The sequence below is a fragment of the Cryobacterium sp. CG_9.6 genome (assembly GCF_029893365.1).
Lineage (GTDB): Bacteria > Actinomycetota > Actinomycetes > Actinomycetales > Microbacteriaceae > Cryobacterium.
On sequence record NZ_JARXUZ010000001.1, the window covers coordinates 1497661 to 1515508 of the forward strand.

Annotated in this window: 15 protein-coding genes; 13 read left to right on the forward strand and 2 right to left on the reverse strand. The window is 64.9% G+C overall.

The genetic code is table 11. The features are described 5' to 3' along the window. The first annotated feature begins 12 nt into the window (after positions 1–12). The 4 genes from H4V99_RS06780 to dapF all read left to right on the forward strand — a co-directional run bounded on the left by H4V99_RS06780 (position 13) and on the right by dapF (position 4464). Positions 13–831, forward strand: coding sequence for a regulatory protein RecX (locus tag H4V99_RS06780; RefSeq protein WP_280676688.1), 819 nt, complete (start codon positions 13–15; stop codon positions 829–831). Positions 832–905: 74 nt separating this feature from the next. Then, positions 906–2534, forward strand: a complete 1629-nt coding sequence (miaB, locus tag H4V99_RS06785; protein ID WP_280676690.1) for a tRNA (N6-isopentenyl adenosine(37)-C2)-methylthiotransferase MiaB — start codon at positions 906–908, stop codon at positions 2532–2534. Continuing rightward, the gene (gene miaA, locus H4V99_RS06790; RefSeq protein ID WP_280676692.1) at positions 2518–3573 is read left to right on the forward strand and encodes a tRNA (adenosine(37)-N6)-dimethylallyltransferase MiaA; all 1056 of its coding nucleotides are present in this window, start codon (positions 2518–2520) and stop codon (positions 3571–3573) included. The genes miaB and miaA overlap by 17 nt, the downstream gene beginning before the upstream one ends. A gap of 9 nt (positions 3574–3582) precedes the next feature. Further along, positions 3583–4464 (forward strand): diaminopimelate epimerase, encoded by an 882-nt coding sequence (dapF, locus tag H4V99_RS06795; protein WP_280676694.1) that lies wholly within the window; start codon positions 3583–3585, stop codon positions 4462–4464. Between the two features lie 100 nt (positions 4465–4564). Here the strand turns inward: dapF and H4V99_RS06800 are convergent, their stop codons facing one another. After that, positions 4565–5182, reverse strand: a complete 618-nt coding sequence (locus H4V99_RS06800; RefSeq protein WP_280676696.1) for a methyltransferase — start codon at positions 5180–5182, stop codon at positions 4565–4567. A gap of 41 nt (positions 5183–5223) precedes the next feature. Between H4V99_RS06800 and hflX the strand changes: the two genes are divergently transcribed. Continuing rightward, the gene (hflX, locus tag H4V99_RS06805) at positions 5224–6765 is read left to right on the forward strand and encodes a GTPase HflX (RefSeq protein WP_280676699.1); all 1542 of its coding nucleotides are present in this window, start codon (positions 5224–5226) and stop codon (positions 6763–6765) included. A 99-nt stretch (positions 6766–6864) separates the two neighbouring features. Here hflX and lexA read toward each other — a convergent pair whose 3' ends face one another. Next, on the reverse strand, positions 6865–7569 hold the full coding sequence (gene lexA, locus H4V99_RS06810; protein WP_280676701.1) for a transcriptional repressor LexA: 705 nt from the start codon (positions 7567–7569) through the stop codon (positions 6865–6867). A gap of 293 nt (positions 7570–7862) precedes the next feature. On the opposite strand from lexA, the gene H4V99_RS06815 reads away from it, so the two are divergent. The 8 genes from H4V99_RS06815 (at position 7863) to H4V99_RS06850 (ending at position 17813) form a co-directional block, all read left to right on the forward strand. Further along, positions 7863–8321, forward strand: coding sequence for a LysM peptidoglycan-binding domain-containing protein (locus H4V99_RS06815; protein ID WP_280676703.1), 459 nt, complete (start codon positions 7863–7865; stop codon positions 8319–8321). A 91-nt stretch (positions 8322–8412) separates the two neighbouring features. Then, a complete protein-coding gene (locus H4V99_RS06820) occupies positions 8413–9510 on the forward strand; it encodes a histidinol-phosphate transaminase (protein ID WP_280676705.1) in 1098 nt (365 codons plus the stop codon). 9 nt (positions 9511–9519) lie between these two features. Further along, entirely contained in the window at positions 9520–10143 is a 624-nt protein-coding gene (gene hisB, locus H4V99_RS06825) for an imidazoleglycerol-phosphate dehydratase HisB (RefSeq protein WP_280676707.1), read from the forward strand. Further along, entirely contained in the window at positions 10140–10772 is a 633-nt protein-coding gene (hisH, locus tag H4V99_RS06830) for an imidazole glycerol phosphate synthase subunit HisH (protein WP_280676709.1), read from the forward strand. Before hisB ends, hisH begins: the two co-directional genes overlap by 4 nt. A gap of 68 nt (positions 10773–10840) precedes the next feature. Next, positions 10841–11587, forward strand: coding sequence for a bifunctional 1-(5-phosphoribosyl)-5-((5-phosphoribosylamino)methylideneamino)imidazole-4-carboxamide isomerase/phosphoribosylanthranilate isomerase PriA (priA, locus tag H4V99_RS06835; RefSeq protein WP_280676711.1), 747 nt, complete (start codon positions 10841–10843; stop codon positions 11585–11587). Next, complete coding sequence (locus H4V99_RS06840) at positions 11571–12365, forward strand: SseB family protein (RefSeq protein ID WP_280676713.1); 795 nt, start codon at positions 11571–11573, stop codon at positions 12363–12365. The genes priA and H4V99_RS06840 overlap by 17 nt, the downstream gene beginning before the upstream one ends. Positions 12366–12430: 65 nt before the next feature. Further along, the gene (locus tag H4V99_RS06845) at positions 12431–17041 is read left to right on the forward strand and encodes an ATP-dependent helicase (protein WP_280676715.1); all 4611 of its coding nucleotides are present in this window, start codon (positions 12431–12433) and stop codon (positions 17039–17041) included. After that, the gene (locus H4V99_RS06850) at positions 17034–17813 is read left to right on the forward strand and encodes a DNA-formamidopyrimidine glycosylase family protein (protein ID WP_280676717.1); all 780 of its coding nucleotides are present in this window, start codon (positions 17034–17036) and stop codon (positions 17811–17813) included. The genes H4V99_RS06845 and H4V99_RS06850 overlap by 8 nt, the downstream gene beginning before the upstream one ends. The last annotated feature ends 35 nt before the right edge of the window (positions 17814–17848 follow it).

A 17848-nucleotide genomic window follows, 5' to 3' on the forward strand; every position in this document is an offset into this window, starting at 1 on the left:
TAGGTCACGGGAATGGTTCACTTCGAGCCCGCCGACGAGGCAGCCACATCAGACACGGAAGCCGTGGCCCCCGTGACCTATCTTCCCGGAGCAGCACCGGGCATGAAACGTCGATCGCCCCTTGACTCACGTACCTCCGGGGGAGAACCACGTGAGAAAACCGTGTTTGAGCGCACATCGCCCGCTCCGGTTGACATCGGGAGCACGCGCGAAGAGCCGAATCCGTGGGCAGCACCGAACCAGCGGGATGCGGCCTCGGATGACTTTGAAGCCGATTCTGTGGCTGATTCTGCCGAGCCCACGGCAGAGGAGGCTCAGGCGTCCGAACAGGCAGCACTCGCAGAAATGTTGGAGCACGCAGAGGCCATGTTGCTGCACCGACTGCGCGCACGCTCTTTGTCGCTCGTGGAGGCCTTTTCCGCGCTGAAGGAAACCGATCTGAACGATGGGGAAGCGCACGATCTCATCGCACGCTTTGTCGAACTCGGATATCTCGACGACGTCAAACTCGCCGACCAGATCATTCACACCCACCATGAGCGCAAGGGTCAGGGGCGCGCAGGCGTCGAAACCGAAATGCGTCGTCGCAAGCTCGACCCCAGCGTCATGCTCGACAAGCTCGAAGAGCTCCCCGACGATGAGCAGGAGCGAGCGAACGAGGAAGCCATCAAGCGCATCCAGCAACTCAGTCGCTTTGACAATCAGACGATTGATCGTCGTCTCACCGCGTTTCTGCAGCGCAAGGGGTACAACTTTGGAGTCGTTCGTGAGGCCGTCAAGGCTGCCATGGACTCGCGTGGTGGCGGGTCCTCCGGGGTTCGGTTTCGCTGAGGAGCGGCTTTGTGCGGCGCAGGCAGCTTCGCTCTGGACGAGTTCACACATTGCTCGCGTAAACTGTAAACACTATGAGTATTGCCACCGCACCTGATCTCACCCGCCGCACCGTGATCACCCCGTCGTCGGCAGCGGTCGATGACGATGGGCACGCGCGCACGTACGAGGTGCGCACGTTCGGTTGCCAGATGAACGTGCACGACTCCGAGCGCCTGAGCGGATCACTGGAGGCGGCCGGTTATGTGTCCGCCAACGGCGCCGAAGCAGATGTCGTGGTGATCAACACCTGTGCCGTTCGTGAGAACGCCGACAACAAGCTCTACGGCAATCTGGGCTACCTCGCATCGGTGAAGCGTCGCCATCCCGGCATGCAGATCGCCGTTGGTGGGTGCCTCGCTCAGAAAGACAAGAACACGATCCTCGACAAAGCCCCGTGGGTTGACGTGGTTTTCGGTACCCACAACATGGGTGCTCTTCCCAGCCTGCTGGAGCGCTCCCGCCATAACGGCGAGGCACAGCTCGAGATTCTCGAGTCCCTTGAGACCTTCCCCTCGACGCTCCCCACCAAGCGGGACTCCAGCTACAGCGGTTGGGTATCCATCTCCGTGGGCTGCAACAACACCTGCACCTTCTGCATCGTTCCGGCCCTCCGTGGCAAGGAGAAGGACCGTCGCCCGGGCGAGATCCTCGCCGAGATTCAGGCACTGGTTGATGACGGTGCCATTGAGGTCACGCTTCTCGGGCAGAACGTCAACTCTTACGGAGTGGAATTCGGCGACCGGTTGGCGTTTGGCAAGCTGCTCCGCGCGGCCGGCAGGATCGAGGGGCTGGAGCGCATCCGCTTCACCAGCCCGCACCCGGCCGCTTTCAGCGACGACGTTATCGATGCGATGGCTGAGACCCCCGCCGTCATGCCGCAGCTGCACATGCCACTGCAGTCCGGCTCGGATCGAGTGCTGAAGGCCATGCGCCGGTCGTACCGTTCCACCAAGTTCCTCGGAATCCTGGAACGCGTGCGCGCGCAGATGCCCAACGCTGCCATCAGCACCGACATCATCGTGGGCTTCCCCGGTGAGACCGAAGAAGACTTTCAGGAGACGCTGCGAGTAGTCGAAGAGGCCCGGTTCGCGACGGCCTTCACCTTCCAATACTCGATTCGCCCCGGAACACCCGCAGCCACCATGGCCGATCAGGTGCCCAAGGAGGTCGTGCAGGAGCGCTATGAGCGTCTGGCCGAGCTGCAGAATCGCATTGCGTGGGAAGAAAATATCGCCCTGATCGGCACCGAGGTCGAGCTGCTCGTGGCGAATGGTGAGGGTCGCAAAGACTCCGACACCCACCGCATGAGCGGACGCGCGCCCGACAGTCGTCTCGTGCACTTCGACGTACCTGCCGGTTCCTCTCGCCCCCGCCCGGGCGACATGGTGACCGTCGTTATTACGGAAGCCGCCCCCTTCCATCTCATCGCCGACTCCACCGATCAGGCACCCCTGCGCATCCGGGCGACCCGGGCCGGCGACGCCTGGGACCGCGGCGAGGCCGAGTCGTGCGGTGTTCCCGCGCACGCTCCGGCGCCCGCCGGGGCCGTCTGGCTGCCGACCCTGCGGGTGCGTGACGCCAGCGAGGACACCGCCGCCTCGACCGTCCCGACCGGCTCGTCCACCGTTCCCATTTACGACGTCAATGACGGGCAGCGCTAGCTCTTTCCCCGTCACGGGTGGCACCTCCACCGCGATGATCGTCATTGTCGGCTCGACGGGGACGGGAAAATCGGCGCTCTCTCTGGATATCGCCGAGCATTTGGGCGCACACGGTCAGCCGTGTGAGATCGTCAACGCCGACGCGATGCAGCTCTATCGCGGAATGAATGTGGGAACGGCCAAGCTGCCGGTTGCCGAGCGCCGAGGTGTCCCGCACCACATGCTCGATGTTCTTGACGTCACTGCCGAAGCCACCGTGTCGAACTACCAACGCGATGCCCGGGCTGTCATTACGGGCATTGTGGAGCGCGGAGCGATGCCCATTCTGGTGGGCGGGTCGGGACTCTACGTGTCCTCCGTCATTTACGATTTTCGCTTTCCGGGGACGGATCCCGCCCTGCGCGCTCGGTTGGAAGCAGAACTGACCGAGACGGGACCGGGCAGCATGTATGCCCGCCTCAAGCTCGTTGACCCAGAGGCGGCGCTCCGCATCGGCTCGAGCAATGGTCGTCGGCTGGTGCGAGCACTGGAGGTCGTTGAGCTCACCGGTGCCCCGCACACGGCAGTTCTGCCAGCGGATCCGGTCTATTGGCGACCCACCGTCACGCTGGGTCTTCGGGTGGCACGAGAGGTGCTGACACCGAGACTGGACGCCCGCGTAGAGGCAATGTGGGCGGAGGGCATTGTCGCGGAGGCGGAGGGACTGCGTGCCCAGGGCCTGGAGCAGGGGATCACGGCCAGTCGCGCTATCGGCTACGCGCAGGCGCTCGGCGAACTGCACGGCACGCTCACGCGCGCTGAGGCGATCGAGAGTACCCAGCAGCTCACCCGCCGCTATGCCAGGCGACAGGTGAGTTGGTTCAAGCGTTACCCCACGGCGTGGATTGAGGCGGATGCCCCCAACCGGCTTGAGCAGGCCGTCGACTACATTCAGCGCGGCGAGACCAACCCCGCACCCACCGACACCGCACCGTCAGACACCGGGGTGAGCGGCCCTGGGCGGGCAACGGACCAGATCGTCGCGGTGCCGTTCGCCTAAACTGGGCAGATGGGCATCAATTTGAACTTCACCAAGGGCCACGGCACGGGCAATGACTTCGTTCTGTTTGCCGACCCCGACGGCACCATGGAGCTCAGCGCGGAGCAGATTCGCGCGGTGTGCGACCGCAAGTTCGGAGTGGGCGGCGACGGAATCATTCGTGCCGTGAAGTCCGCCAACCTCGCCGCCGGTGCCGCGGCTCTGGCCGAAGACGAACACGCTGAGTGGTTCATGGACTACTTCAATGCCGACGGTTCGGTCAGTGAGATGTGTGGCAACGGCATCCGCGTATTCACGCGCTACCTTCTCGACAACGCTCTCACGACGCTCAACATCGGCGACACCCTGGCGATCGGCACGCGAGCCGGCGTTCGGGACGTGCAGCGCAACGCCAGCGGATACCAGGTTGACCTCGGACGTTGGCGCCTGGATGGCGGCGAGCCCCTCGTTCGCGTGAAGAACCTCTCGATTGCCCGTCCGGGCCTCGGGATCAATGTGGGTAACCCGCACGTGGTCGTGGCTCTCGCCGACGACGCCGAACTTGAAGCCGCCGACCTCACCTTCATTCCGCAACTCGACCCGGAACCGGCCGATGGTGCCAACGTAGAACTCGTGGTTCCCCACGACCCGCTGGTGATCAGCGGTGTCGGACACATCCGCATGCGCGTTCACGAGCGCGGAAGCGGAGAAACCCTCTCCTGCGGCACCGGCGCGGCCGCTGCGGCCCTGGCGACCCGCCACTGGGCAGGTGCGGGAGCGCCGAACCAGTGGCGCGTAGAGGTGCCGGGCGGCACGCTCGGGGTGCGCATGTTCCCCACCGAGGACGGCGAGCACGTATCGCTGTCGGGTCCGGCGGAACTCGTCTTCGATGGAGTGCTCGCCCTCGGCTAAGTGTCCTCGGGCGCGTCGCCGCGCCTCAGATCGGTGGCCGCTACGGTAATTACCGTAGCGGCCACCGATCACCGTAGCGACGACACCGTGAGCGGGCTTGTCAGGCCGTTTCGGCGCGATCCACGCGCAGTACCCGGAAGCCCTTGCTGATCGACTCCCGGGACACGGCGTACTCGTCCGTCAGTTCGGCCTCTAGCCAGCGCTGGAGCGAATCCGAGCCGAGGTTGCGCTGCACCACGAGCCAGGCATCCGAACCTGGCTCGAGACGGGGGAGCCAGGTGTGCATGAGAGAGTGCAGTTCGTCTTTGCCCACGCGAATGGGCGGGTTTGACCAAATCGTTCGAAAGCGGATGTCGTCGGGCACGTCCGCGGGTAGAACCGCGCGAATGTTGGTGAGGCCGAGCTTCTCGGCGTTCATGCGCACGAGTGCGAGTGCGCGCTCGTTCACGTCTACGGCCCAGATGGTGGCCTCGGGGGAGACGAGCGCGAGGTGGAGGGCAATCGGGCCCCAGCCGCAGCCCAGATCGAGGAAATCACCCGTCAGCGGTGGTGCGGGCGCGTACTTGATCAGCACCTCGGTACCGATGTCGATGTGTGCGGGACTGAACACATTGTTGGCCGTGGTCACCTCGTGAGTGACCCCATTGAGCTCGACCGAAATGGTGCGGGTACGAAGTTCGGTGCCGGGGGTGGAGGCGAAGTAGTGGTCGGATGACATAAATGGAACCTATCCGAGTTCATTGAACTAGAGTTAAAGGAATGATTGATTCAATCGTGCCCCATGATGATGACGATGTAGTAGCCCGCGTTCTTGCAAGCGCTGAAACACGTGCCGCTGGCTACTCACTTTTCCGCAGCGGAACGGCGCAGGCTTTGCAAGCCGAACCGGCATCCGGCGATCAACACCGCAATGATTTTGACGGTGAACAAACACAGCGCGAGGACCGCAATGCTCTGCGGCGCGTTGGTGGCCTCTCCACCGAACTGCAAGACGTTACCGAAGTGGAGTACCGGCAGCTTCGGCTGGAGAACGTGGTGCTCGTGGGCGTCTACACCCACGGCACCGTGGACGACGCCGAGAACTCGATGCGCGAGCTGGCGGCTCTCGCCGAGACCGCTGGTGCCACCGTGCTCGATGGACTCCTCCAGCGCCGCGCCACACCAGACCCGAGTACCTACCTCGGTAAGGGAAAAGCCGAAGAGGTGGCGAGTCTCGTCAAGGCGATGGGTGCCGATACCGTGATCGCCGACACCGAGCTGGCTCCGAGCCAGCGACGTGCCCTCGAAGATGTGGTGAAGGTGAAGGTGATTGACCGCACCGCGGTCATCCTCGATATCTTCAGCCAGCACGCAACCAGCCGGGAGGGTAAGGCTCAGGTTGAGCTCGCTCAGCTGGCCTACCTGCTTCCGCGGCTTCGTGGGTGGGGTGACTCCATGTCCCGCCAGGCCGGTGGCCAGGTCGGTGGCGCAGGAGCGGGAATGGGTTCGCGTGGACCCGGTGAGACGAAGATCGAACTCGATCGCCGTCGCATTCACACCCGCATGTCGCGTCTGCGCAAGCAGATGATCGAAATGAAGCCGGCGCGCATCGCGAAGCGGGCCAACCGCAAGCGCAACGCGGTCCCGTCCGTGGCCATCGTGGGATACACCAACGCCGGCAAGTCGAGTCTGCTCAACCGCATCACCCGCGCCGGCGTTCTGGTGGAGAACTCCCTGTTCGCCACCCTCGACGCCACCGTGCGCAAATCCACCACCGAGGACGGCCGGCTGTACACCCTCACCGACACGGTGGGATTCGTGCGCAACCTGCCTCACCAACTGGTGGAAGCGTTTCGTTCCACGCTCGAAGAAGTTGCCGACGCGGACGTCATCGTGCACGTTGTTGACGGGTCCCATCCCGACCCGGTGAGCCAGCTCTCAACCGTGCGTGACGTCATCTCCGAGGTGGGTGCCCGGCACATTCCGGAACTCGTGGTCTTCAACAAGAGTGACCTCATCAGCGACGACGACCGACTCGTGCTTCGTGGCCTTGAGCCGCGGGCCACCTTCGTCTCTGCGCGGAGCGGAGAAGGCATTGACACCGTTTTGGCGGCCATCTCGGCGCTGCTCCCGACCCCGCAGATTGAACTCAACCTGCTGATCCCCTACGAGCGCGGAGACCTCGTGGCCGTGCTGCACGATCAGGGTCGCGTTGTCTCCACCGAGTACGTGGAGGCGGGAACGCTCGTGACCGCGTTCGTGACTCCCGAGATCGAACCGCAGTTCACCGCCTTTGTAGTCACCCCCGCCATTACGGGCTAGTCCGCTCACGCACAAAGCCGCCCAACCGCCGGAAGGAAAATCCGGCTGCTGGGCGGCTCTGTGTTGGGCGGCTTTGTGCTGTGCGGTGGCTTTCGGTGTTTACACGGAGCGCAGAACGGCGACAACCTTACCGAGGATCTCAGCGAAGTCGCCCACAATTGGTTCGAAGTTCGAGTTACGCGGCAGAAGCCAGGTATGGCCATCACGCTGACGGAAAACCTTGACCGTGGCCTCGTTGTCGAGCATTGCCGCCACGATCTCACCGTTCTCCGCAGTCTTCTGCTGGCGGATGACAACCCAGTCACCGTCGCAAATGGCCGCGTCGATCATGGACTCACCAATGACCTTGAGCATGAAGAGTTCTCCCTTGCCCACCAGTTGACGGGGGAGAGGGAAGATCTCATCAATTTGCTGCTCGGCCGTGATGGGGATTCCGGCGGCGATCCGACCAACGAGCGGCACCATGGCTGCATCGCCAATCTGAACGGGGCTCGAAAAGGTCTCACCCTCACGCACAGCAGGCGCTTCGGTGGACCGGGGGACTTCGATCAAAACCTCGAGGGCACGTGGCCGGTTAGGGTCGCGGCGTAGGTACCCGCTCAATTCGAGTTGATTGAGCTGGTGGGTGACGCTCGACAGCGAGGCCAGTCCCACCGCATCACCAATCTCGCGCATGCTCGGCGGGTAGCCACGCTGGCTCACCGAGCGCTGGATCACGTCGAGGATGGCGAGCTGTCGCTCACTCAGGCTCTTGCGGCGTCGCGTGCCGCCCTTCTCACGGGACCCGCTGGTGTCTTTCGTCACGCTTTCGCTCCTCGAGTCGGTCCCGCAGCGGCTGCTGAGCCAAAAACGGGAATGTCGGTGGTGTCTGGTTGAGTTCGGAATGAACAATTTCCTCTATCGAAACTTTATCCAGTTCACGTGGCCAAAACAAACATCTATTCGAGGGTGTCGCGAGAATTTTTTAGAAAAAGTAGCCGCAAAGGGTTGATTGTTCGAATATTCGAAGTTATATTCGGAACATAGTTTCGCATTCGGCTCTCCCGGCCGAGAGTCGAGTGCGGAACTCGCCGAATAACATCACCCGGAGGTTCGACATGAGCACAGTAGACGTTAAGACGGTTGGAACACGCACACTGCAGTCAAGCAACGTGAACGCACGCACACCAAACGCAAGAACCATAGACCCGAGGGCCGCAGCTGGCAATGATGCCCGAGCCGTTCACACCAGATTGCGCCTCACGCGCCGGGGGCGACTGACACTCACGACCCTTGCGGCCACCCCGCTAGTCATCGTGGCCATCACGGTGGCACTGAGTGGTGGCATGGCGGAGGCCGCGGCACCCAGCACCGCCTCGGGTACCACCCTGCACACGGAACTCGTATCGTTCCGCTACGTGACCGTCGACGCCGGCCAGACCCTCTGGGACATAGCGCAGGCCATCGCGCCGGCCGCCGACCCTCGCGACGTCATCATCGACATCGTGAGTCTCAACCAGCTGCAGGGCGATTCGGTTCAGCCTGGCCAGCGCCTCGCCCTTCCTGCAGGATACTGATCGGGCCAACCCGGCGCCCGCCTGCGCACCCGGTGCAGCACGTGAGATGCCCGGTTGGGGTTGTGACCCGTCCCCGCCGTACCATTGGTTAGTGACCAGTCTCAGTGATCTTCCTCTCCGCGCCGACCTTCGTGGTCAAATTCCCTACGGAGCCCCGCAACTGCACGTGCCGGTAGCGCTCAACGTGAACGAAAACACGCACCCAATCCCGGAACCCGTGGCCCTCGACATTGTGCGGGCATTGGCTGAGGCTGTTCTCACCGTGAATCGGTATCCGGACCGCGAATTTCTGGAGCTGCGCGAGCGGCTAGCCCACTACCTGGGTCACGGACTGACCAGCGACAACATCTGGGCTGCGAACGGGTCCAATGAGGTGCTGCAGCAGGTGCTGCAAGCCTTTGGTGGTCCGGGGCGTTCCGTCCTGGGTTTTGCACCCACGTATTCCATGTACTCGATCCTGGCATCAGGCACCGGAACGGAATGGATCGCGGGAACCCGTGATGCCGACTTCGAGGTATCACCTCAGACGGCCGCAGACTGGGTGAGCCGCACAGACCCCGACCTGGTGTTTCTCTGCTCGCCCAACAACCCCACCGGAACGAGACTCTCCCTCGAGACGATCACCGCTGTCTACGAGGCCAGTCGCGGAATCGTTGTTGTGGACGAGGCCTATGCCGAGTTCGAGCCGGCGGGGACGGCCAGCGCTCTGACGCTCCTTCCCGGCCGCGAGCGGCTGATCGTATCGCGCACAATGAGCAAGGCCTTTGCATTTGCGGGGGCGCGAGTGGGTTATCTCGCCGCCGATCCGGCCGTCACCGACGCGCTTCGTCTCGTTCGGCTGCCGTATCACCTGTCGGCGTTCACGCAGGCAGCCGCCAACGCGGCACTGGCGCACACGGATGAGATGCTTGCCATGGTCGACGATATCCGCGGTCAGCGCGACCGTCTGGTGGTCGAACTCGCCCGATTGGGGTACTCACCGTACGAGAGTGGGAGCAACTTTGTTCTCTTCGGCGGAGTGGCCGATCCGCACGCACTGTTCGAAGCGCTTCTCGCCCAGGGGATCCTGATCAGAGACGTGGGGATCGCCGGGCACCTGCGCGTGAGTGCGGGAACAGCGGCCGAGACCACGGTCTTCCTCGAAGCACTGGAGCGTCTCGGTCGGCCGACTGCGGCCGGAGCCGAATAAACTAGGGTCATGAGCTCTTCTTCCACGCCGGTTGCACCGCGCGTCGCCCACCTGCAGCGCGAGACCAGTGAGTCGAGCATCGAGCTGACGCTCAACCTGGACGGAACCGGGGTGAGTGACATTCACACCACCGTCCCGTTCTTTGACCACCTGCTCACGGCCTTTGCAAAGCACTCACTGACCGACCTCACGGTGCGCGCTCACGGCGACACCGACATCGATGTGCACCACACGGTCGAAGACATTGGGATTGTTCTCGGTCAGGCCATCAAGCAGGCCCTCGGCGACAAGTCCGGTATTTCTCGATACGGCGATGCGCTGGTTCCCCTGGACGAAGCACTTGCCCAAGCCGTTGTGGACATCTCGGGTCGCCCCTATCTCGTGCACACCGGTGAACCGGCAGGATTCGAATTCCACCTTATCGGTGGGCACTTCACCGGCTCCATGGTGCGTCACGTCTTTGAAGCGATCACCTTCAACGCCGGACTGACCGTGCACGTGACGGTCATGGGCGGGCGCGACCCGCACCACATTGCGGAGGCCGAGTTCAAGGCATTTGCCCGCGCGTTCCGCCTGGCGAAAGCGCTCGACCCGCTTGTTGTTGGTATTCCGTCCACGAAGGGCGCCCTGTGACCTCGGTCGTCGTCTTAGATTACGGAACCGGTAACGTCCACTCCGCTGTGAAAGCGTTGGAATTGGCCGGCGCCGACGTGACGCTCACCCACGACCGCAAACTGGCGCTGGAGGCTGACGGTCTTGTCGTGCCCGGCGTGGGTGCCTTCAGTGCCGTCATGGCGGCACTGACCTCCGTGCGCGGCGATGAAATCATCGACCGCCGCATTGCGGGAAGCCGTCCCGTGCTCGGAATTTGCGTGGGTATGCAGGTGATGTTCGAGCATGGCGTGGAACGCGGTATCGACACCGCGGGGCTCGGAGAATGGCCGGGAACGGTCACAGAACTTCCCGCACCGGTGCTGCCGCACATGGGCTGGAACACCGTGAAAACGGACCCTGATTCCGTACTCTTTCGAGGTCTCGAGGAGGAACGGTTCTACTTCGTACACTCCTACGCCGCGCAGTCGTGGACGCTCGACGTGCAGCCGCCGTTTCCGCAGCCCCGACTCACGTGGGCCGAGCACGGTGGACCATTTCTCGCCGCCATCGAGAACGGACCGCTGTCGGCGACACAGTTTCACCCGGAAAAATCCGGCGATGCCGGCATCCGCTTGTTGAAGAACTGGCTTGCCACCCTGCGTGACTAACGCAGACCCGACATATTTTTGTGTTCAATTCGGCTGCCGTGTTGTAGCCCCACCAATCGAGGAAATTCATGAGTGAGTTCAACCACACCCCGCGTCTCGTTCTGCTGCCGGCCGTCGACGTTGCCGACGGAAAAGCCGTGCGTTTGACGCAGGGACAGGCTGGCACGGAAACCAGCTACGGGACCCCGGAAGATGCGGCTGCAGACTGGGCTCGTCAGGGCGCCGAGTGGATTCACCTCGTCGATCTCGACGCGGCCTTTGGTCGGGGCAACAACACCACCATCATCAAGAAGGTCATCAAGCAGGTGAAGGGCGTCAACATCGAGCTGTCGGGCGGAATTCGCGACGACGAATCGCTGGAGGCTGCACTCAGCACCGGCGTCGAGCGCATCAACCTCGGTACGGCAGCGCTCGAAAACCCGGAGTGGGCGGCTAGCGTGATCGCGCAGTACGGTGAGGCCGTTGCCGTGGGGCTTGATGTGCGTGGAACCACTCTGGCCGCCCGCGGCTGGACGAAGGACGGCGGTGACCTGTGGCAGGTTCTGGAACGGCTGGAGGCCGCCGGGTGTTCCCGCTACGTCGTCACGGACGTCACCAAGGATGGCACCCTGCAGGGACCGAATATCGACCTCTTGCGTCAGATTCTCGCCAAGACGCGCCGACCGGTCATTGCCTCCGGCGGTGTCTCCAGCCTCGACGACCTCATCGCCCTGCGGGAGCTCGTGCCGCTCGGACTCGAAGGCGCCATCGTTGGCAAGGCCCTCTATGCGGGAGCCTTCACCCTCCCCGAGGCACTGGATGTCTCGGGCTCGTAATCTCGGGTCCACCGGCCTCCCGTCTGGACCGGCCGACTCGGCCGGCCAACCCTGGGCGGGTCGGCGTTTTGAGTCGAACGACAGTGCCGACGACGACGGGCTGGCCCCGGAGGATCTGCTGTCGGCACTGCGTCAATTCCAGGCCGGTGAGGTGGGTGAGGAGAGCGTCATTGACGTCATCCGCTCGTCACGGTTGCTGATTCCCCTCGTGACCGCACTCGGCGAGGCTGGCACCAATGACCACGGGGTGCTGATCGACAAAACCCAGGAACTCTCCATCATCACGGTTGCCGGGCCAGACGGGCGCGACGTGCTCCCGGCCTTCACCTCTGCGGCGGCCATGACGGTGTGGAACCCCGCGGCTCGACCGGTCCCCTCCGACGCGGTGCGGGTTGCTTTGGCCGCAGCTCAGGAGAACACCGACCTCGTGGTCGTTGACCCCATGGCAGCAACCGAATTTGTGATTCGCAGGCCCGCACTGTGGGCGATCGCGCAGTCGCTGCCGTGGACCCCGAGCTACGCGAGCGCGCCGGTTCGAGCCGCCTTCGACGCATCCGTTCTGACCGAACTGTCGGTGCTCGGCCTCGAGCTCGTGGCCGGCGATCCCCAGGGGCGATTGAGCGGACCCGAACTGATCGTGCGGGTTGAACTCGTGAGCGGGCTGACGCAGAGCGAACTCGACGCGATCCTGTCTCGTCTGGCCACCCGCTGGGCCGCGAACGACGCGATTGCCACCGGGGTCGATTCGCTGAAGGTTCAACTCGTCGTCTCCGATTAGGACCCGTCGCCCGGCGCCCCTGGGAGCTGTCGCTGAGTGTCAGGGGTGCAGGAGAGAATAGAACAATGACGGTGCTCGATCGCTTTTCGCCCGCAACCCGGGCGTGGTTTGACGCGGCATTCCCGGCCGCCACCGCGGCCCAGCTGGGCGCCTGGGAGGCCATTTCGGGTGGTGCTCACGCCCTTGTGGTGGCACCCACCGGTTCCGGTAAAACCCTGGCCGCGTTCCTCTGGGCGATTGACCGGCTCGCACTCACACCATCGCCGGGAGCCTCGGAGGAGCCGGCCTCCACCCGCGTGCTCTACATTTCGCCACTCAAAGCCCTCGGCGTCGACGTGGAACGTAACCTGCGTGCGCCCCTCGTGGGCATCACTCGGGCGGCGGAACGCCTGGGTCTTCCGGTTCCGCAGGTGAGTGTGGGCGTGCGTTCGGGGGACACGCCGGCCGCCGAGCGCCGAAGCTTTCTCAAGCGACCGCCGGACATTCTCATCACCACGCCGGAGTCACTCTTCCTGCTGCTGACCAGCGCCGCCCGCGAGTCCCTGCGCGGGGTGCACACGGTCATCATTGACGAAGTGCATGCCGTCGCGGCCAGCAAGCGCGGCGCGCACCTTGCGGTGTCTCTGGAACGGCTCGATGCGCTCCTGACCACTCCCGCGCAGCGCATTGGGCTCTCGGCCACCGTGCGGCCGCACGAGGAGGTGGCGCGTTTCCTCGGCGGGAGCGCCCCGGTGCAGATCGTCGCTCCGGCCTCACCCAAACGGTTCGACCTGCGTGTTGTCGTGCCCGTGGATGACATGAGCAACCTGGGTGCCGTGGCACCCCGGGAAGGTTCCACGTCGGCGTCCGCGGCGCAGACCGGGTCGATCTGGCCCCACGTGGAGGAAGCCATTGTCGACGAGGTTCTCGCGCACTCCTCGTCCATCGTCTTCGCCAATTCCCGCCGCCTCACCGAACGCCTCACCGCCCGGTTCAACGAGATCTACAGTGAACGTCTGGCCGCAACTGACACGGCCGGGGGAGCGGATGCGCTCGCCGGCACCGAGACATCCGCTGCCCCCACGCGCCCACCGGCCGAACTGCTCGGCGCGAGCGGGCAGACCATGGGCGCCGACCCCGTGCTCGCGCGCGCCCATCACGGATCGGTGAGCAAGGAACAGCGCGCCCTCATTGAAGACGACCTGAAGTCCGGACGACTGCGGTGCGTGGTGGCAACATCGACGCTCGAGCTCGGTATCGACATGGGTGCGGTCGACCTCGTGGTGCAGGTGGAGTCGCCGCCGTCGGTCGCCAGTGCGTTGCAGCGCGTGGGGCGCGCCGGTCACCAGGTGGGGGAGATCTCCCGCGGAGTGATCTATCCCAAGCACCGAGCCGATCTGATCCACGCGGCCGTCACCTCCGAACGCATGCTCACGGGTCAGATCGAAGCCCTGCGGGTTCCGGCGAATCCGCTCGACATCCTGGCGCAGCAGACGGTGGCCGCCGTGGCCCTCGATGAGATCGATGTGGAGGAGTGGTTTGAGACACTCCGTCGCAGCGCCCCGTTCGCTAGCCTGCCGCGCTCACTGTTTGAGGCCACACTCGACCTGTTGGCGGGGCGGTATCCGTCCGATCGGTTCGCCGAGCTGCGCCCGCGCATCATTTGGGACCGCGTGGCCGGAACCCTCACCGGGCGTCCGGGAGCACAGCGTCTGGCCGTGACCAGCGGCGGAACCATTCCGGACCGTGGTCTGTTCGGCGTCTTCATGGTGGGGGGCGACGAGGTGGGGGGCAAGCGCGTCGGCGAGCTCGACGAGGAGATGGTGTACGAGTCCCGGGTGGGCGATGTCTTTGCGCTCGGTACCACCAGCTGGCGGATTCAGGAGATCACGCACGACCGGGTGCTCGTGCTGCCGGCGTTCGGGGAACCGGGTCGGCTGCCGTTCTGGAAGGGTGATGGGCTGGGCCGCCCCGCCGAACTGGGGGAGGCCATCGGGGTGTTCCTCCGCGACGTCTCCGCGCTGTCCGGCCCGGAAGCTCGCGCCCGATGCGCGGCAGCGGGTCTCGGCGAGCAGGCAATCGACAACCTGTTGGCCTTCGTGAACGAGCAGAAGGCTGCCACCCGCTACCTGCCCACCGACCGCACCCTGGTCGTGGAGCGCTTCGTGGATGAGCTGGGCGACTGGCGGGTTATTCTGCATTCCCCGTATGGCCTGCAGGTGCACGCGCCGTGGGCCCTCGCCGTGGGCGCCCGGGTGCGCGAACTCTTTGGGCTCGACGGCAACTGCGTGGCGAGCGATGATGGCATCGTCGTGCGCATCCCCGATACCGGCGCCGAGCCGCCCGGCGCCGAACTGTTCGTCTTTGATCCCGACGAATTGCAAGAAATTGTCACCGAACAGGTGGGCGGATCGGCCCTGTTCGCGGCGCGGTTCCGGGAATGCGCCGCCCGTGCGCTACTTCTGCCGCGGTACAACCCCGGCGCCCGGTCCCCGCTCTGGCAGCAACGGCAAAAGGCCGCGCAACTGCTCGACGTGGCCCGCGAATACCCCACCTTCCCCATCATTCTTGAGACCGTGCGCGAGTGCCTGCAAGACGTCTACGACCTCCCGGCTCTCGCCAGGCTCGCCTCTCAGATCGAATCCCGCGCGATTCGTTTGATGGAGGTGCAAACGGATGCCGCCAGCCCGTTCGCGAGCACCCTGCTGTTCGGTTACGTGGCCGCCTTCATGTACGAGGGCGACACTCCGCTCGCGGAGCGCCGTGCAACGGCCCTGTCCATCGACTCGAGCCTGTTGGCCGAACTACTCGGTCGGGTGGAGCTGCGCGAACTCCTCGACCCGGTGGTCATCGATGAGACCGACCGGGAGCTGCAGCGTCTCGCCCCGGATCGGCAGGCGAACGGGCTTGAGGGCATCTTTGATCTGCTGCGCGGGCTGGGCCCCCTCACGCTCGACGAGTTCGGCCCCCGCATGTCCGAGGGCGTCGAGGCCGACTGGGTCGCCCACCTCGCGGCGCTCGTTGAGACCAAACGTATTGTGCGCACCAGCGTCGTGGGCCGCGACGGGTGGGCTGTGATTGAAGACGCCAGTCGGCTGCGGGACGCCCTCGGTATTCCCCTCCCGCTGGGGATACCACGCGTCTTCAGCGAATCCGTCGCTGACCCCCTCGGCGACCTGGTGAGCCGCTACGCCCGCACCCACGGACCATTCACGACAGCGGCTGCGGCTGACCGCTTCGGACTCGGTACCGCCGTCATGGCGCAGGTGCTCCGACGTCTGGCCGACTCACGACGGGTTTTGGAAGGTGAATTTCGACCGGGCGGCACCGGAAGCGAGTGGTGTGATGCGGAGGTGCTGCGCCGCCTGCGTCGGCGTTCCCTCGCGGCACTGCGCCATGAGGTCGAACCCGTTGACCAGGTGACGATGGCCCGTTTTCTCCCGGAATGGCAACACGTGGGCGGGCGGCTTCGGGGAGTCGATGGTGTCGCAGCGGTGATTGAGCAGCTCGAAGGCGCCCGCATTCCCGCCTCGGCCTGGGAGTCGCTCATCCTGCCCGCACGAATAACCGGGTACGTGCCCGGAATGCTCGACGAACTCACCAACGCCGGGGAGGTCGTGTGGGCGGGAGCCGGGTCTCTGGCCGGAAATGACGGCTGGATCAGTCTGCACTTGGCGGAGACCGCGCCGCTGACCCTGCCACCCGCGCTCGATCATGATCTCTCTGACCTGCAGAAGGAGGTGCTGACGACACTCGGCGGTGGAGGCGGCTACTTCTTCCGCCAGTTATCTGATGCGGTGGGCAGTACCGTGGACGCCGACCTCACGGAGGCGCTGTGGGACCTGGTCTGGGCCGGACTGATCAGCAACGATACATTCGCCCCGGTGCGGTCCCGGCTGAACGGCGGGCGAACGGCCCACAAACCCAGCCGCTCCGCTCCGCGCGCTCGCCTGCACCGCGGCGGGTCCATGCATCGCGGTGGGTCCGTACCCCGCTCGGCTCTTCCCACGCGTGGTGGCCCACCCACGGTGTCTGGTCGCTGGTCCATCCTGCAGCTTGCCGACTCGGTGGCGACACGGCGAGCCCACGCGCTCGGGGAGACCCTGCTGGAACGTTACGGGGTCGTCACCCGCGGCGCGGTGCAGGCAGAGGGTGTGATCGGTGGCTTTGCCCTGGTGTACCGCACCCTGAGCGGTTTTGAAGAGACCGGACGTGCCCGGCGCGGATACTTCGTGGAGGGTCTGGGCGCCGCCCAGTTCGCCAGCGGAGGAACCATCGACCGGCTGCGGTCCTTCGCTGCGGCGGTCGACGGCACGGACAACCGTCGGCCCGTGGCGCTGACTCTGGCTGCCACGGACCCGGCCAACCCGTACGGTGCCGTCTTGCCGTGGCCGCCGCTGGCGGAAGGCACCGGACACCGCCCGGGCCGTAAATCGGGCGCCGTTGTGGTGCTCGTGGATGGCGTGCTCGTGCTGTACATCGAACGCGGTGGGAAGACCATGCTCTCGTATGTGACAGATGAGGCCTCACTCGCCGCGGCGGCGGCAAGCCTCGCCGCCGTGGTGAAAGCCGGACGCATCGACAAGATTGCCGTGGAAACCATCAACGGAATCTTCGTGATCGGAACACCCGTGGGCGAGCACCTGCAGGGGGCTGGCTTCACGCACACCCCGAAGGGGTTGAGGTTCAGTGCCTGAGGGCGATACCGTTTTTCGAGAAGCACAGTCACTTGGGGAGGCCCTCTCCGGGGCGGTACTGACTCGCTGCGACATTCGGGTTCCACAGTGGGCTACCGTCGACCTCACCGGGGAGACCGTGCAGCAGGTGGCCAGCCGCGGTAAGCATCTGCTCATTCGCACCGACAGCGTGAGCGTGCACTCCCACCTCAAGATGGAGGGGTCCTGGCACCGCTACCGCCACGGGAGTGCCTGGCAGCGACCGGCCTTCCAGGCAAGAATCGTGCTCGAAACGCTCGAGTGGACCGCGGTGGGGTTCGAACTCGGCCTGCTCGAGCTGATGTCGCGCACGGCAGAGGACACCGAGCTCGCGTATCTGGGCCCCGACCTGCTCGGCGACGACTGGGACCTGGCCGAAGCGGTGCGGCGACTGGGCGCACAGCCCGAGGTACCGGTGGCCGTGGCGCTGGCAGATCAGCGCAATTTGGCCGGCCTCGGCAATGTGTACGTGAACGAACTGTGCTTTCTGCGCGGTCTTCTGCCCACCCGACCGATCGGCGCGGTGGCCGATATTCCGGGGCTCGTGCGCCTGGCGCATCGACTGATCACGGCCAACCGCGACCGGGTTGAACGCACCACAACGGGAAACACGCGCCGGGGGGAAAGGCTGTGGGTGTATTCGCGGCAGAGGCAGCCGTGCCGGCGATGCGGCACGCGAGTTGTCACGTCTGCGCTGGGGCGAAACGAAATGCAGGAACGGGCCACGTACTGGTGTCCGCGCTGCCAAACCTGACCGGGCGGTCGGGGGGTCTCGACAGGCTCGACCAG

What these genes read in the sequence shown, in the direction of transcription:
- H4V99_RS06780 (WP_280676688.1), top strand. Translation starts at nt 13, where the DNA reads ATGGTTCACTTCGAGCCCGCCGACGAGGCAGCCACATCAGACACGGAA.
- miaB (WP_280676690.1), top strand. Translation starts at nt 906, where the DNA reads ATGAGTATTGCCACCGCACCTGATCTCACCCGCCGCACCGTGATCACC.
- miaA (WP_280676692.1), top strand. Translation starts at nt 2,518, where the DNA reads ATGACGGGCAGCGCTAGCTCTTTCCCCGTCACGGGTGGCACCTCCACC.
- dapF (WP_280676694.1), top strand. Translation starts at nt 3,583, where the DNA reads ATGGGCATCAATTTGAACTTCACCAAGGGCCACGGCACGGGCAATGAC.
- H4V99_RS06800 (WP_280676696.1), bottom strand. Translation starts at nt 5,182, where the DNA reads ATGTCATCCGACCACTACTTCGCCTCCACCCCCGGCACCGAACTTCGT.
- hflX (WP_280676699.1), top strand. Translation starts at nt 5,224, where the DNA reads ATGATTGATTCAATCGTGCCCCATGATGATGACGATGTAGTAGCCCGC.
- H4V99_RS06815 (WP_280676703.1), top strand. Translation starts at nt 7,863, where the DNA reads ATGAGCACAGTAGACGTTAAGACGGTTGGAACACGCACACTGCAGTCA.
- hisB (WP_280676707.1), top strand. Translation starts at nt 9,520, where the DNA reads ATGAGCTCTTCTTCCACGCCGGTTGCACCGCGCGTCGCCCACCTGCAG.
- priA (WP_280676711.1), top strand. Translation starts at nt 10,841, where the DNA reads ATGAGTGAGTTCAACCACACCCCGCGTCTCGTTCTGCTGCCGGCCGTC.
- H4V99_RS06840 (WP_280676713.1), top strand. Translation starts at nt 11,571, where the DNA reads ATGTCTCGGGCTCGTAATCTCGGGTCCACCGGCCTCCCGTCTGGACCG.
- H4V99_RS06845 (WP_280676715.1), top strand. Translation starts at nt 12,431, where the DNA reads ATGACGGTGCTCGATCGCTTTTCGCCCGCAACCCGGGCGTGGTTTGAC.